Source organism: Vibrio atypicus (assembly GCF_009811315.1).
GTDB classification, from domain to species: domain Bacteria; phylum Pseudomonadota; class Gammaproteobacteria; order Enterobacterales; family Vibrionaceae; genus Vibrio; species Vibrio atypicus.
The window spans coordinates 1-14,724 of the sequence record NZ_BLID01000004.1 but is presented as its reverse complement, the minus strand read 5'-3'; the positions used below and the strand labels follow the sequence as shown (position 1 = coordinate 14,724).

Here is a 14,724-nt window from a genome sequence, read left to right as displayed (position 1 = left end):
GTATGCCTATCTAGTGTTACAGCAACTCGAGAGTATGCTGGTGGTGGAAGCGATAACCAAGCTCCAACAAGGTATCAGGTAAGATTTTCTTATCGGCGACATGAACAACTGGTGGTAATGGATCACTAGAGCCAACACTATCGAGAGCAGCTTGATAAAATTCGGCTTTGCTGACGGTATTTGGTGTGGTTGCGTTGACCACAACACTTTTATCTAGCTGGGCAATAAAACTGACCGCGCCAATTGCATCGGTAAGATGAAGCATGTTGGCTGGAGCGAGGTCACTGACTTGTTTTAGACGCGTAGCAAAGCGAGAAGGATGTCGCTCTGGTCCGATTAAACCACTGCAACGGACAATGCCGAAATGAAGGCCCGAGTTCTTCACATACTGCTCTGCTAATAGCATGATTTGTGCTTTGTCGCTGAACTGTTCATGTGTCTCACTCAATGCGAGCGAAGCATGCTCTTCAGACATTTCTTGGCTAACATCTGGGTAGACAGTTGTAGAGCTGACCATAACGACTTTTGTAACTTTTGCTTCAACACAAGCTTCAATCACTTGTTTCCACTGCGCTGCGTATCTCTCGCCATTGCCGGAACGAAATCCTGGCGGGAAACAGCCAATGACAATATTTGGGGCTTGTTCTTTCAGAGCTGTGATCAAATCAGCTGTTCCGCTTTTGAGCTCAAGATTACACTTGAAGCCATTGAGCTGCTCTTGTTGCAGCAGTGCGACGCCTTCGTCTGACGTTTTACTCACAAATACCTTGTGGCCTGTAGTTTCGAGATAATGCGCAAGGGGCTTCCCTAGCCATCCACCACCGATAATTGAAACTGTTTTCACGGCTAACTCCCTCTTAATAGTGTTCGAATCTCTGCTCTGAGTCGGGTATGGATCGGTAGGGCACTGAAAGCAGGATGTTGAATCACGTCCACGTTTGCATGCCAAGTCAGTTGTTCAAACTTTACAGGGAGGCGAATGATTGCGCCGGAATCGAGTAAAGGTTGAACGAGGTGCTTGGGTAATACACCCCAGCCAAATCCATTCGCGATCAGATCCATAAGGATATAGTAATTGTCAGCATACCAAACATTGGGGCTGTAGGCTTTCTGAAAGCTACTGGTCTTACTGTTTTTTGATCTCACGATCAGTTGGCGATGCAGGGTTAAGGTTTCAAGGTTTTCCGCAGTAGATTGCGCTAAGGCATGTTGAGAGGCCACATAGACATCAAATTCCACTTGACCAATTGATTCAAAATCAATCCCTTTCGGTAGGTCGACCTCTGAGAAAATAATCCCTGTTGAAGCGCGCTTGGACTCAACTAACTCGATGATGTCGACGCTAGATGCTGCGAGGAATTCAAAATTAACGCCTGGGTATTGCTCGATAACGGCGTCAATCGCTTTGGAGAGATGATGAAGTGGTACGCCCTCATCAATCGCGATGGAAAGGTCGGTGTGTTCATCTTCAAAGATCTGCGTTATGCCCTGCTTGAGTCTTCGATGCTGCTGCAGTGTAGCTTCGGCATAAGGGAGTAACTGCTTGCCCTGAGGGGTGAGTGTTGGGTAGCGACCTGAACGATCAAATAGTGTGAATCCGGCATCAATCTCCAAATTCATGATGTGCTGACTGATCGCGGATTGCACTTTGCTCAGTGAACGTGCTGCTGACGAAAAAGATCCGGTTTCAACGGTTGCGACAAAGGCTTCAAGTTGCTCAAGACTAAACATATCACTTTTTATGATGGTACCTAATTATTATCCATCTTAATTTTAGATGAAAATGTTCACAAGCAAAACAAAATGAGTAAGAGAATTATCATGCAATCTAAAGAACGAGTATTTCATGCTGTACTGTTTGAAGCTTTGGCATTAGCGATTTTGATTCCGGCGTCAGCATTGATTACAGGCAAAGGAACCAGCGATCTTGCCATCGTGGGTGTCGGTTTAAGTTTATTCACTGTGGTTTGGAACTATTATTACAATATAGGATTTGATCGTGTGTTCGGCGCAGATCGTAAAAAGAGAACATTAAAGCAACGAATTTGTCATACAGCGGGCTTTGAGGGTGGGCTGATTATTATTACCGTGCCTACCATCGCTTGGTTTTTGAGTATTAGCTTGATGGAAGCTGTTTTGTTGGAAGCCGGTTTTTTGGTGTTTTTCTTCTTTTATGCCACAGGCTTCAATTGGCTCTATGATAGATTCCAGCCTTTTAAGCAATGGAGCAAAAAAGCAGGGGCATAGTTGTTTTAGGCGGAATGTTTTAAACCGACAAAATGCACAAGAGAGGTGTTATGAAGTGGTTGTTACTGCTTTTTATGATGTTGGGCTCTGCAAATGCGAGTCAGCGCATTTATATGACTTCTCTTGATTGGCCGCCATACTCGGGGAAGGATTTGCCGGAGTATGGTACGTCCGTTTCTATCGCGAAAGCAGCATTTGCCGCAATGGGGTATGAATTGGTTGTCGATTTCAAACCTTGGGTGAGAACGGTGGCTAGTGCATCAAAACAAGATAAATATATTGGCTATTTCCCGGAGTATTGGTTCGATTCAGAACAGTTTGTCTTCTCAGATTCAATTGGTAGCGGTCCACTCGGTTTAGTGCAAAATCAAAAAAAACCAATTGAATGGACAAATCTTGATGACTTGAAAAAGTACCGAATCGGCGTCGTACAGGGATATGTGAATACTGAACAGTTTGATGCTCTGGTTTTGAACGGAACGTTAACCGTGGAAGCGTCAGTAAGTGACAGTCGAAATGTTAATAAAGTGGCGAAAAGTCGATTAGATGCCGCTGTCATTGACGTGAATGTTCTGAAGTATTTGATTGATGCGGACTCTCGTAGCCAAGTGTTGAAAGAACGGCTGGAAATGAATAGTCGATTGTTAGAAGAGAAACAACTCTATTTGGCGTTTAAAAACACGCCAGAAGGAAAAAACTGGCGTGATATATTTAATCAAGGATTAAAGCTGATCCAGCGTGATGAGGCTATGATTAACTCGACTCAAGAAAGCGAGGGAAAACCTCATACCACTGAAGCTTTGAATTTAGAGTGAAATTAGCTTGAAAGTACTCGTAAGATTCGATCTGCGTGTTCTGCAACCTCAATACCTTCATCTGTCAGATAGCCACCATCAGGAAGTGTACAAAGCCCTTTGCTGTACAAGCGCTGAACGGCTGCTTGCATCTCTTCTGAAGCATCATTGTGAACTTTAATACCGGTTGCAGAACTGCTTAGGTCAAATTGAAGTAGAAGGTTAAGTTCTGATAGGTGTTCTTGAGTGTATTTCATAGTTAAGCCCTTAATGAAACTAATACAATCACCATAGATCTAGCGATAATCAGCGGCAATGCAATTTGCAGAGAAGTGTTACCTACGGCATAAAAACAGAAGTTAATTGCTCTGAATTGAATATCTATTGAGCGATCGAACACTTAATATGAGTTCATTCCTAGTATTTATCCATTTACTCTAACTTGATTGCCCAGTTTTATAATAGCAAAACTGCATAAAACAAATCTTTAATATGAGAAATTATACTAAAGCGAGGTGAGAACAAGATTGATTGAATTTGATCTTGTTTAACTGTTTGATTTATTAAGGATTTTAGTTTTATTTTTGAGGCGGATTTTATCTGTTTATATGTTGTAAACGCCATTTAATACGACAAGTTTTCGTGACAGTAGAAACTATTTGAGAAGCCGTTAGATTAAAGGCTTGAAATTGATCACATTTCGAGTAATTATCCGCGCCCTCTAATCCACATGTTTCAAAGTGTTACTCTGATGAACCTTAACCAATTTGATTCTCTACTTCCGCCTCAAGTGGCTGAACGCGCCGCTGAAATAGGTGTAGGCAAGGCGACTAAAGACCCTGTTAAATCTTTTCTCCTAGCTATTTCTGCTGGCATTCATATTGGTATTGCCTTTGTTTTTTATACGATCGTAACGACCGGCGCTGTAGACATGCCTTGGGGAGTCTCGCGTTTATTGGGTGGATTGGCTTTTAGTTTAGGCTTGATCTTAGTGGTTGTGACTGGTGGTGAGCTGTTTACCAGTTCTGTGTTGACCTTGGTTGCTCGTGCTAGTGGTAAAATCACTTGGAAGTGTTTATTTAAAAACTGGGCGGTGGTTTACGGTGGTAACTTAGTAGGCGCTCTACTTCTTGTTGTTTGTATGCTGTTGACTAAACAATACATGTTCGACCATGGCCAAGTAGGCTTGAATGCAATGGCGATTTCTCAGCATAAAATGCACCACACATTTTTGTCAGCCGTTGCTCTGGGTATTATGTGTAACGTGTTGGTGTGTATTGCGGTATGGATGACGTTCAGTGGTGTGACACTAACCGACAAGATTGCGGTGATGATCCTGCCTGTTGCTATGTTTGTCTCTGCTGGTTTTGAGCACTGTATTGCAAACATGTTCCAAGTGCCAATGGCCATTGGGATTAAAACTTTTGCTCCTGCGGAATTTTGGCAGATGACTGGCGCAAATATCGCTGATTACGCGGATTTGAATATGATTGACTTCGTGCTCAATAACTTAATACCTGTAACTCTAGGTAATATTATTGGCGGTGGATTATTTGTCGGTATGTGGTATTGGCTTATCTACCTACGCGATTAATCATAATAAATGGAGCCTAGCTTATGGTTAGGCTCCCATTGACTAAACCATTTCATTAGAACTCCATTCGCTCCAACTCTTCTGCACTAACGATCACTTCTGGTTCATCTAGTAGCCAATTTCGCATCTCTTCATCTTCAACCGCGGCACATTGTCTTTGATCTTTCAATGTTTGGTACATGCTTATACTCCCTGGTCTTTGCTGAGTACCATCAATTTAGAGTTAAGAGATGACGGAGTTATTACATTGATCGAAATTAATTATATGTGTGTGTTTGCAAAGGAATTTCTTATTTTTTGAGAATTTCTGTTTATAGCCGCATTTCACTAAAAATGTATCACCATTGTTATCCACAGAATCTGTGGATAAGATCATTTAGACCAAGAATATCGACGATCCTATTTGTCTAGTGTTGATTTGATCAATATGCGACCGTGTGGATGAATCGCATTACGAATAGTGAGATTAAGGTTGATCGAAATTGAAATCGACATCATCACAAAGATCGCAATCATGATCATTAACTGATACTTAATGGCGATAAGTGGATTTGCTCCGCCTAATATTTGCCCCGTCATCATTCCAGGCAGAGTCACTAGGCCCATTGTCGCCATAGAAGCTAGAGTCGGCGCTAATGATTTTTGGATGGCATGTCGTAAAAAGGGAAGAGTTGCGTATTTTACAGAAGCGCCAAGAGAGATTGCTGCCTCGTACTCAGATCTTCTTTGTTCTAGAGCACCAAAAAAGATCTGTAAGGCGACGATATTCCCCCCTAGTGAATTTCCTAGCAACATACCTGCCATCGGGATTAGATATTGAGCGTTGTAAAAAGGCGTAGGCTGAACAATAAAAAGACAAATAATAGTGAGTAGGGGAGTAAGTCCAACCAGTAACCCTAAAGAAACAGGGACAAAAAGTGCTTTTAGTGGAAGTTTCGCTTTGCCTATGATCGAGCTCGTCCCGATAGCAATCATAACAAGTAGCCAAATAAGGTTGATCCCCATGCTGTCGAGCTGAAAAAGATACTCTAAGTAGAGGCCAACAAGAGCCAATTGCACGACCATTCTTAGCACGCTAATGATGCTTTCTTTTGCCATACCAAGTTGATAATGATGGTTGATCATTAAAGGGATAACTAATGTTATGGAAAAGAGGCCAAGTAATGGCCAAGAGATATCAATTACGCTATTCATTTTCGTCACTCCCAAGCAGCAAAACCATTCTATCTTTGTTTCATCAGCTCAGCTACTTAGGCTTTATTGAATAAATAGAGAGTGTCATGTTATAGGCTTTTCATTCTGTATGATCTTTTACAATCAAAACTGAGAAACAGAATTAAAAATAAACAGAAAGTACGAAAAATACGTGCTTCTAGTGGGGTGTTTTATTAAATAATTCTATTATTTGTTAAGGAATTGTAGTGGATTTAACTCTCTGTTTACTGTTAACATTCTGTAATATTTAAATGCAACTTGAAACATAGATGTTTAATCAAACACATCTCTGGATGAGCTCAAAAAAGTATTGAATATCAAGGAAAGATGACAAGGAATGCATTGAACCACACTAGAAGTATGGTCTAACATTTCATACTAGAGATACTAAAAAAATTAAGCTTGTTTTAAGAAGCTATTCAATAACACTAGATACAAAATAGGCAAATGTATGAGTGATGTTAATAAAATTGAAAGTGTTGAAAAACGCTCTCTGGAGTGGAAGTCTTTCCTCTTCATCGCAGTCGTTCTCTTCCCTGTGTTGAGTGTGGCATTTGTTGGTGGTTACGGGTTCCTTGTATGGGCAATGCAAGTGTTCTTCTTCGGGCCTCCAGGTGCGCACGGCATGTAAGCCGTGAGCTCATTTCCACATTTTTGCAAAGATTTTAAGAGAGCAAACCATGAAATCATTTATTATTAAACTGTGGCGCACCATGACGCGCCCTGCAGTTCATATCAGCCTGGGTGTGCTGACTATGGGCGGTTTCATTGCAGGTGTTATCTTCTGGGGTGGCTTTAACACTGCGCTTGAAGCAACAAACACAGAAGAATTCTGTATCAGCTGCCACACGATGCGCGACAACGTATACGTTGAACTACAAGAGACCGTTCACTGGAAAAACCACTCTGGTGTACGTGCTACATGTCCTGACTGTCACGTTCCTCACAATTGGACTGACAAAATCGCACGTAAGATGCAGGCATCTAAAGAAGTATTCGCTCAAGTATTTGGTAACTACGATGAACCAGGTGCGTTTGAAGAGCGTCGTATCGAGCTTGCTAAACACGAATGGGATCGTTTCTCTGCGAACAAATCCCTAGAGTGTAAAAACTGTCACAACTACGAATCTATGGATTTCGAGCAAATGTCTCCAACTGCTCGTATTCAAATGAAGCAAGCAGCAGAGAAAGATCAAAGCTGTGTTGACTGTCACAAAGGTATCGCACACAAACTACCAGCTGGTATGGACAGCATCGGTGGTATTGTTGGTGACCTAGAAGCTCTAGCATCAAATACTAAATATGATGTGGGCCAATCTCTTGTAAGTGTTCGTCACCTACCTATCTACTTTGATGCAGAAGGCACGAAAGAAGCTGGTCTACTAAACCCAGCGTCTACAGTGACTGTTATTGCTGACAAAGGCGACTTCGCTGAAATTGAAATTGACGGCTGGCGCAAAGCGAAAGGCTTTGGTCGTGTAATTCAAGAAGACTTCGGTAAAAATATCGCTGTTGCCTCTCTTCTGAAAGAAGCATCAACTGACAGCAACGTTGTTACAACGGGCGAGAAAAAAGTGGATGAGCTAACTGGTCTTCCATGGGAGAAAGTGGCTGCGAAAGTATGGATCAAGAAAGAATCTATGCTAAATGACATCACACCTGTATGGGAAAAATCGTCTGAAGCGTACAAAACAAACTGTTCTGTTTGTCACACTCAACCAGCTGAAGCGCACTTCGATGCGAACACTTGGCCAGGTATGTTTGACGGTATGCTTGCATTCGTTAACCTAGATACAGACAGTGAAGCACTGATCTTGAAGTACCTACAGAAGCACTCTTCAGATTATGCTGAAGGCCACCACTAATAAGCGTCGGATTGGAGTATTTTAAATGGCTATTACACGAAGAAGTTTTCTTAAAGGCGTAGCAACGACAAGTGCAGCGTCGGTAATCGGTCCGAGCTTATTGGCTTCTGCATCTGCAAGCGCAGCAGAGTCTACAGGTACTTGGAAGGTTTCTGGTTCACACTGGGGCGCATTCCGCGCCCATATCTACGCGGGTAAAGTTCAAGAGATCAAAGCTCTAGAACTTGATAAAAACCCAACTGAGATGCTTAACGGTATCAAAGGTATTATTTACAGCCCATCACGCGTACGTTACCCAATGGTGCGCCTAGATTGGTTGAAGAAGCACAAATACAGCGCAGAAACACGTGGTAACAACCGTTTCATCCGTGTGACTTGGGATGAAGCACTAGACTTGTTCTACCGCGAGCTAGAGCGCGTACAGAAAGACTACGGTCCATGGGCGCTACACGCTGGTCAAACAGGTTGGAACCAAACAGGCGCGTTCAACAACTGTACAGCGCACATGCAACGTGCAGTAGGTATGCATGGTAACTTCATCACTAAAGTAGGTGACTACTCTACTGGTGCAGGTCAAACCATTCTTCCTTACGTGTTGGGTTCTACAGAAGTATATGCACAAGGTACTTCTTGGTCTGAGATCTTAGAAAACTCAGACAACATCGTTTTATGGGCTAACGATCCAGTGAAAAACCTACAAGTAGGTTGGAACTGTGAGACACACGAATCATTCAAGTACCTGGCTCAACTAAAAGAGAAAGTGGCGAAGGGTGAAATCAACGTACTGTCTGTTGACCCTGTTAAGAACAAGACTCAGCGTTACCTAGAGAATGATCACATGTACATCAACCCGATGACAGATGTGGCATTTATGCTGGCAGTAGCGCACGTGCTGTACAACGAAGATCTATACGACAAGAAGTTCATTGATACTTACTGTCTTGGCTTCAACGAGTTCATCCAATACGTACAGGGTGAAACAAAAGACAAGATTGTTAAGACTCCAGAGTGGGCAGAAGAGATCTGTGGCGTTAAAGCTGACAAGATCCGCGAATTTGCACGCATGCTTGTAAACGGCCGTACACAAATCCTGATGGGTTGGTGTATTCAACGTCAAGAGCACGGCGAACAGCCATACTGGGCAGCAGCAGTGGTTGCAGCGATGGTCGGTCAAATAGGTCTACCTGGCGGCGGTATCTCTTACGGTCACCACTACTCAAGTATCGGTGTTCCTTCAACTGGTTTTGCAGGCCCTGGTGGTTTCCCTCGTAACCTTGACCAAGGTATGAAGCCTAAATGGGACAACAACGACTTCAACGGTTACAGCCGCACGATCCCTGTTGCGCGTTGGATCGACTGTCTACTAGAACCAGGTAAAGAGATCCGTTACAACGGCGGCAAAGTTAAACTACCTGACTTCAAGATGATGGTGATTTCGGGTAACAACCCATGGCACCACCACCAAGACCGCAACCGCATGAAGAAAGCATTTAAGAAGCTTCAAACGGTTGTTACGGTTGAGTTTGCGTGGACGGCAACGTGTCGTTTCTCTGACATCGTGCTTCCAGCATGTACTCAGTGGGAACGTAACGATATCGACGTATACGGTTCTTACTCAAGCAAAGGTCTGATCGCAATGCACCGCTTAGTGGATCCACTATTCCAATCTAAGCCAGACTTCCAGATCATGAGTGAACTGACTCAGCGCTTTGGTCGTCGTGACGAGTACACTCGTGGCATGAGCGAAATGGAATGGATCGAAAGCCTATACAACGATTGTCGTGCTTCGAACAAAGGTAAGTTTGAAATGCCAGAATTCAATGAGTTCTGGGAGAAGAGCGTACTAGACTTCGGTGAAGGTAAGCCTTGGGTTCGCCACGCTGACTTCCGTAAAGATCCAGAAATCAACCCACTGGGTACACCTTCTGGTTTCTTAGAGATTACTTCTCGTAAGATTGGTCGTTACGGTTACGAACACTGTCAAGAGCACCCAATGTGGTTTGAAAAGACAGAACGTTCACATGGTGGACCTGGTTCTGATAAACACCCATACTGGCTGCAATCTTGTCACCCAGACAAGCGTTTGCACTCACAAATGTGTGAATCAGAAGAGTTCCGTGCAACATACGCTGTTCAAGGTCGTGAGCCTGTGTACATCAACCCTGCTGATGCGAAAGCAAAAGGCATTAAAGACGGTGATCTGGTTCGTGTATACAACGATCGTGGTCAACTTCTTGCGGGTGCAGTACTGACTGACAGCTACCCACGCGGTGTTATTCGTATCGAAGAAGGTGCATGGTACGGTCCTCTTAATGAAAAAGAAGGCGCAATCTGTACTTACGGCGATCCAAACACGCTAACAATGGACATCGGTTCTTCTGAACTTGCTCAGGCGACATCGGCGAATACTTGTATCGTTGATTTCGAGAAGTTCACGGGCAAAGTACCACCTGTTACTTCATTCGGCGGTCCAATCGAAGTCGCTTAATGATGTAAGTGAAAATGCGATAACTAAAAACCAGTCTTCGGACTGGTTTTTTTGTGCCTGTAGTTATTTGCATATATAAAACAAAGCTCTCTATTGCCCGGAGAGGGATAAGCCATATTTGATTTTGAGTAGCTCGATATGGAGTCGACTAAGGTTTCGAAAATAGTAGTTGAGGTTATAGACGATTTGTTGTGCATATGGATGGTCTTTTCGTACCGCAACGTGAAGCGGAGTGAAAGAGAAAGGTTCAGCACTGAATTGAAACTTATTGATCGGTAGGTTCATCTCCTTAATCATCCAACGAGCAACAAACTCGTCGGTAATCAAAACATCAGCTCTGTTAGAAAGTACCATACGTAGGCTAGTCGATAGGCTATCTGAAGGAATAGGCAGCATTTTACTATGAGCGAGAAGCTCAGAAGGATAAGCATAGTCTTCTATTAAAGCGACACGTTTGTCGTTTAGGCTGGTTAAATCTTCATATTCAAAGGGCGTGTCTGACATACGTGAAATGACGGTTAATGTGTTGTTCAGGTATGGTTCGGTGAAGTAGTAGTGCCTCTCTCGATCATCGCTTTTCCAGATTGCAATGATGACATCATTTTTTCCATAGAAGGTCTCTTTTAGGACTCGTGGCCAAGGTTTTTGCTCATAGATAAATTGATAGCCTGAGTTAGAAAGGCCTTGCATAACAATATCATGAGCTATACCTCTACCAATCGGGGAGTCCATGACATAAGGCGCCCATTCACTTTGCGCAATACGAAGCGGTAGAGCATTTGCAATGCCACTAAATAGAGATAGCACAGTGATGGTCACTGCTATTAAAGAAACGCTCTTCAACCCTATGCTCCCATCCATAACCTATAAAAAGCTTAGTTGATGTCAGCTCGGTCAGTTAGTTTTGACTGTTTTTTCTCATAATCTGAGACAATCAATGAAATTAAATTGATTTTTCCAAAAGCTTTACGGCAAGCAGTGTTTTAGTTTTTTTTGATGAGCCTTGTGATTTAGCTCTCTTTTTTGTCTTGTTTTCGCCTGTTTGATGCTCATCTTTTATCTTTTTTTATGAATTGGCTCGAAAAACGTTCCTTTGGATTAGAAATCTTTTGATTGTTTTATTTGTGAATTATCGGTTAGGCGAATAGTTTCTGTCCCCAGAGCGAGCAGGTGGTAATTGGCGCTCATAAATAAAAATTTATAGGAACAAATAAAAATGAAAAAGACAGTATTAGCAGTAGCACTTTCTCTTGTTGCTGGTTCAGCAATCGCAGCTGACGTAAACCAAAATGCTTCTGAGCGTGCTCGTGAATCTATGATCGACCTTATCCTTTCTGGTGAAGAGTTCTCAGTAGGTGGTCAAGTGGCTGTTGGTGGCGAGTACCTAGAAGGTCGCGTAAACGAAAACGGTGAAGACCGCGAATTCCACAACTACGGCGTAACTGGTTTCGATCTATTTGTAAACTACCAAAAAGGTAATGTACTAGGTCAGTTTGCTGGTGAATTCGATCTAGATAGCAACTACTCTTCAATGGATGCTTCATTCACAGTTATCGATACTTGGGTTGGTTACAAAACTGGCTTCGGTGTTGCTTCTATCGGTTACGCAAACGACTCTGCTCTAGATGCAGTTGACGGCGCAGCTGACCTAACTGTGGAGTACGGTGCTTCTGCATCTGACGCTTCAGACGTTAATCAAGTAGTTAAGTTTGAAGGCATGAAAGAAGGCTTCAAGTACGGCGTATCTTACTACGGCGACCGTGAAGCAGACGCTTCAGGCCAAAAAGGCTTCAACGGCTATGTTGGTTTTGAAAACGAGCAGTTCCAAGTGAACGCTGGTTACGAAAAGAACGACGAAGACAACTCTGCTGATAGCCTAGAGCAAATCATGCTAGTTAACGGTGTTGTTACACTAGGCGACATCGCTCTTGGTGCAAACGTTGCTAAACACGAGCAATTCTCTGGTGATGATTCAATGCTTTACAGCGTATCTGCAGGTTACACCATTGACAAACTATACCTAGCTGCTGGTTACGCTCAGGCTGAAGCTTTTACTTCTGCTGACGAAGACACTAAGTGGACTAACATCGGTGCAACTTACCAATTCACTAACAAGCTATCTGCTCTAGTTGACTTCCGTGTTGACCTATCTGAAGACAAAGATAGCAGTGAAGACCTAGCAGCATTCTTCAAGGTTGCTTACGACTTCTAATCAAGTCCTAAATTGTATAATTACGGCCTGCCATGCGGGCCGTTTCTTATAAAGCGGGATGCTTTAGCGCAATAATCCACTGCCTTTTTTGCCCTTCGGAGTTGAAGGGCGTTTTCTTTTCTACCACTTTTTATCCGTTGTCTAACCTTCCCCTTAAATTTCACGCCTAGCTTGGACACCATTGTTGCACCTTATCGAGCAACTCAGTGTTAACCTTAGTTCGTGAATTGCGATTAACGACCTTGCACTCACTTAGCTTTTTATCGACTCTCGAATCGTTATTAAGATGGCAAAAGTTAAGAATCTTACGCGTGCAGTAAACGGGGTTGGCTATAAACTCTTCGTATTTGACTGTAAGTGCGTTAACGCCAGTGCGTTCAATTTCCTCTCTGGTCGTTTCTAACACCTTATTTAATTGAAAAGCGGTACCAGCAATGCAATCGTGTTGTATCGAGCGATAGATATTTAGTTCCTCTTTCGAATACGCGCCTTTCCACCACAATTGTTTCGCCCCTTGCTGTTGCCAAAAAGGAATTTTCAATAGGGAGTTAACTGTTGCGCAAGGATCTCGAACAACGTTGATAAACCGTGCATCGGGAAACAGGCTTTGAAGATACTCTATGCGACCGGGTCCGGTGAGCTTCAACCCAAGCTGAGGCTTACCTTGCATGGCCAATAGTTTTGAAAGTGCTGAGTGAGTTCGCTGCTTTTCTTCTTCTGACGCTCTCTTGTTTAGGAGGAAATCGCGGCTAAAGTCGATGTCAGGTCGAGTTATCTTTTGCCAAAAGCTCCAAGCTTCAGCGGGCCTCGGTATCACGTTGTTCAGTGGCAATGTTTGATTGAGCTGACCTTTGACTCCGGAAAGGTACCAATGCGCGTTGTTGGTTAATCGGGACAATAAAGCAAGAGACGGGTAATTAGGAAACCACTCGGTGTAATTGGTTGGGCCGCCAAGGGCTTTGTGGGCCAATACCATTTCCGAAATGATGGTCGAACCGGAGCGGCCTGGTCCAATGAAAACTACGGGCTTTTTAATCTGCGTCATATTGCCTCCAATATCGTTGTCGCTAGGGTAGACAAGGCAATCCACGGGCCAAATTATTAGTTCATAAAATTCAATTGGTTAAGTTTTGCTCGTTGGGAGGTGTTCAAAATGATTCGCGTTTTAGAAATGCCTTTTTTCGTCATAAGATAAAATCAAAAACGTGATGAAAGTAGGTAATTGCTCTGTTGATTAAATAGACAATAAAAAAGTCCGGTGCTCTAATATTCGCAGTTATTCTACTTATAGAGCATGGATATGACGCAACAAATAGAGCTCAGTAACGGCCGCGTCGTTATGGTTCCAAATTATGATATTCAGGTGATTCAACAAGACAATCACTTGCGCTTTTCTTATCAAGGGCTCAGTAATTACAGATTCAGTGATCGCTTCTGTCTTTGTCATACAGAATATAGCTTTGAACGCAGTGCGACTGTGTTGGGCGATGGCTTTCAAATGCTTGCTCAAACTTCAGGTACCGTCGATCAGCCTATCGATATTGGTCGTTGTCCTGATAACAATACCAGCTACCGAATTTACCCAAGTAACCATGCAAAGCGTTACTACAACTATTTGGTAGTTGAGGATTCGGTGGGCTATACCTTGTTTGGTTTTACCTCTTGTCATCGATTCGCTGGATATTTTGAAGTTCAGGAACTAGAAGGCCGCTTGACAGTGAGTGCCTATATAGATGGCGAGGATACTTACCCTCAGGACTGGGCAACAAACCAACTGGAAGGTGTCGTCTTCCTTCAAGGTACGTCCCTCTCTGAGTTATATCGAGAGTTTGCCGATTTGCTTGGCGAGCAGCACCCGCCACGAAAAGGCGTAGCGCAAGCGGCCCCTGTTGGTTGGTGTTCTTGGTATGCCTACTATGCCGAAGTCAACGAACAGAATATTTCTGACAACGTAGAGACTATGCATTCAGAGCTGAAAGCACTGGATTACGTGCTGTTGGATGATGGTTATCAGGCCTTCATGGGCGACTGGTTAACACCGTCAGAGAAGTTCCCGTCAGGTATTAAGAGTGTTATTGAAAACATCAAAGCAAAAGGGAAGAAGCCAGCAATTTGGCTCGCGCCTTTTATTGCTCAGCCTGAATCTGAGATATTTAAGAATCATCAAGATTGGTTTGTTAAACATCTTGGATTCAAGTACGAAGTGCGACACCACTGAAAAATAAAACAGTGAGATGCGATAATCATGATTTTGCTCCCGCCAAGAAGTAAAGCTATGAAATATACACACCTCACTGAGAAAGAAAGAT

14 protein-coding genes and 1 pseudogene are annotated in these 14,724 nt (G+C 43.1%); 8 read left to right on the top strand and 7 right to left on the bottom strand.

All coding sequences use genetic code 11. The features are described 5' to 3' along the window. Nucleotides 1–16: 16 nt before the first annotated feature. Complete coding sequence (locus GVO60_RS09600) at nucleotides 17–844, bottom strand: NAD-dependent epimerase/dehydratase family protein (RefSeq protein ID WP_159653349.1); 828 nt, start codon at nucleotides 842–844, stop codon at nucleotides 17–19. 2 nt (nucleotides 845–846) lie between these two features. Continuing rightward, nucleotides 847–1,731 (bottom strand): LysR family transcriptional regulator, encoded by an 885-nt coding sequence (locus GVO60_RS09595; RefSeq protein WP_159653347.1) that lies wholly within the window; start codon nucleotides 1,729–1,731, stop codon nucleotides 847–849. Nucleotides 1,732–1,821: 90 nt separating this feature from the next. On the opposite strand from GVO60_RS09595, the gene GVO60_RS09590 reads away from it, so the two are divergent. After that, complete coding sequence (locus tag GVO60_RS09590) at nucleotides 1,822–2,247, top strand: PACE efflux transporter (protein ID WP_159653345.1); 426 nt, start codon at nucleotides 1,822–1,824, stop codon at nucleotides 2,245–2,247. Between the two features lie 50 nt (nucleotides 2,248–2,297). After that, a complete protein-coding gene (locus tag GVO60_RS09585; RefSeq protein ID WP_159653343.1) occupies nucleotides 2,298–3,062 on the top strand; it encodes a substrate-binding periplasmic protein in 765 nt (254 codons plus the stop codon). A gap of 2 nt (nucleotides 3,063–3,064) precedes the next feature. Here GVO60_RS09585 and GVO60_RS09580 read toward each other — a convergent pair whose 3' ends face one another. Continuing rightward, nucleotides 3,065–3,298 (bottom strand): TIGR02647 family protein, encoded by a 234-nt coding sequence (locus GVO60_RS09580; protein WP_159653341.1) that lies wholly within the window; start codon nucleotides 3,296–3,298, stop codon nucleotides 3,065–3,067. Nucleotides 3,299–3,792: 494 nt separating this feature from the next. Here GVO60_RS09580 and focA point away from each other — a divergent pair, with 494 nt between their 5' ends. After that, entirely contained in the window at nucleotides 3,793–4,635 is an 843-nt protein-coding gene (gene focA / locus GVO60_RS09575) for a formate transporter FocA (protein ID WP_159653340.1), read from the top strand. A gap of 55 nt (nucleotides 4,636–4,690) precedes the next feature. Here focA and GVO60_RS22645 read toward each other — a convergent pair whose 3' ends face one another. Then, on the bottom strand, nucleotides 4,691–4,816 hold the full coding sequence (locus tag GVO60_RS22645; protein ID WP_263971949.1) for a hypothetical protein: 126 nt from the start codon (nucleotides 4,814–4,816) through the stop codon (nucleotides 4,691–4,693). A gap of 218 nt (nucleotides 4,817–5,034) precedes the next feature. Next, nucleotides 5,035–5,829: an ABC transporter permease gene (locus tag GVO60_RS09570; RefSeq protein ID WP_159653338.1), complete on the bottom strand. Its 795-nt coding sequence runs from the start codon at nucleotides 5,827–5,829 to the stop codon at nucleotides 5,035–5,037. Between the two features lie 472 nt (nucleotides 5,830–6,301). Here GVO60_RS09570 and torE point away from each other — a divergent pair, with 472 nt between their 5' ends. From torE to torA, 3 genes are read left to right on the top strand one after another with little or no spacing between them, the layout of a single operon-like run. After that, on the top strand, nucleotides 6,302–6,481 hold the full coding sequence (gene torE / locus GVO60_RS09565; protein WP_159653336.1) for a trimethylamine N-oxide reductase system protein TorE: 180 nt from the start codon (nucleotides 6,302–6,304) through the stop codon (nucleotides 6,479–6,481). A gap of 49 nt (nucleotides 6,482–6,530) precedes the next feature. Continuing rightward, nucleotides 6,531–7,715 carry a pentaheme c-type cytochrome TorC gene (torC, locus tag GVO60_RS09560; RefSeq protein WP_159653334.1) on the top strand — a complete coding sequence of 395 codons (1,185 nt, stop codon included), beginning with the start codon at nucleotides 6,531–6,533 and terminating at the stop codon, nucleotides 7,713–7,715. Between the two features lie 25 nt (nucleotides 7,716–7,740). Beyond that, the gene (gene torA, locus GVO60_RS09555; protein WP_159653332.1) at nucleotides 7,741–10,203 is read left to right on the top strand and encodes a trimethylamine-N-oxide reductase TorA; all 2,463 of its coding nucleotides are present in this window, start codon (nucleotides 7,741–7,743) and stop codon (nucleotides 10,201–10,203) included. 90 nt (nucleotides 10,204–10,293) lie between these two features. On the opposite strand, the gene GVO60_RS09550 is transcribed toward torA, so the two are convergent. Continuing rightward, nucleotides 10,294–11,046 (bottom strand): substrate-binding periplasmic protein, encoded by a 753-nt coding sequence (locus GVO60_RS09550; protein WP_225874919.1) that lies wholly within the window; start codon nucleotides 11,044–11,046, stop codon nucleotides 10,294–10,296. A gap of 373 nt (nucleotides 11,047–11,419) precedes the next feature. Between GVO60_RS09550 and GVO60_RS09545 the strand changes: the two genes are divergently transcribed. After that, complete coding sequence (locus GVO60_RS09545; RefSeq protein WP_159653328.1) at nucleotides 11,420–12,415, top strand: porin; 996 nt, start codon at nucleotides 11,420–11,422, stop codon at nucleotides 12,413–12,415. Nucleotides 12,416–12,581: 166 nt separating this feature from the next. Here the strand turns inward: GVO60_RS09545 and GVO60_RS09540 are convergent, their stop codons facing one another. Next, complete coding sequence (locus tag GVO60_RS09540; RefSeq protein ID WP_159653326.1) at nucleotides 12,582–13,460, bottom strand: sulfotransferase; 879 nt, start codon at nucleotides 13,458–13,460, stop codon at nucleotides 12,582–12,584. 255 nt (nucleotides 13,461–13,715) lie between these two features. Here GVO60_RS09540 and GVO60_RS09535 point away from each other — a divergent pair. Beyond that, a pseudogene (locus tag GVO60_RS09535) lies at nucleotides 13,716–14,600 on the top strand (alpha-galactosidase); the annotation flags it as partial. Nucleotides 14,601–14,724 lie beyond the last annotated feature (124 nt).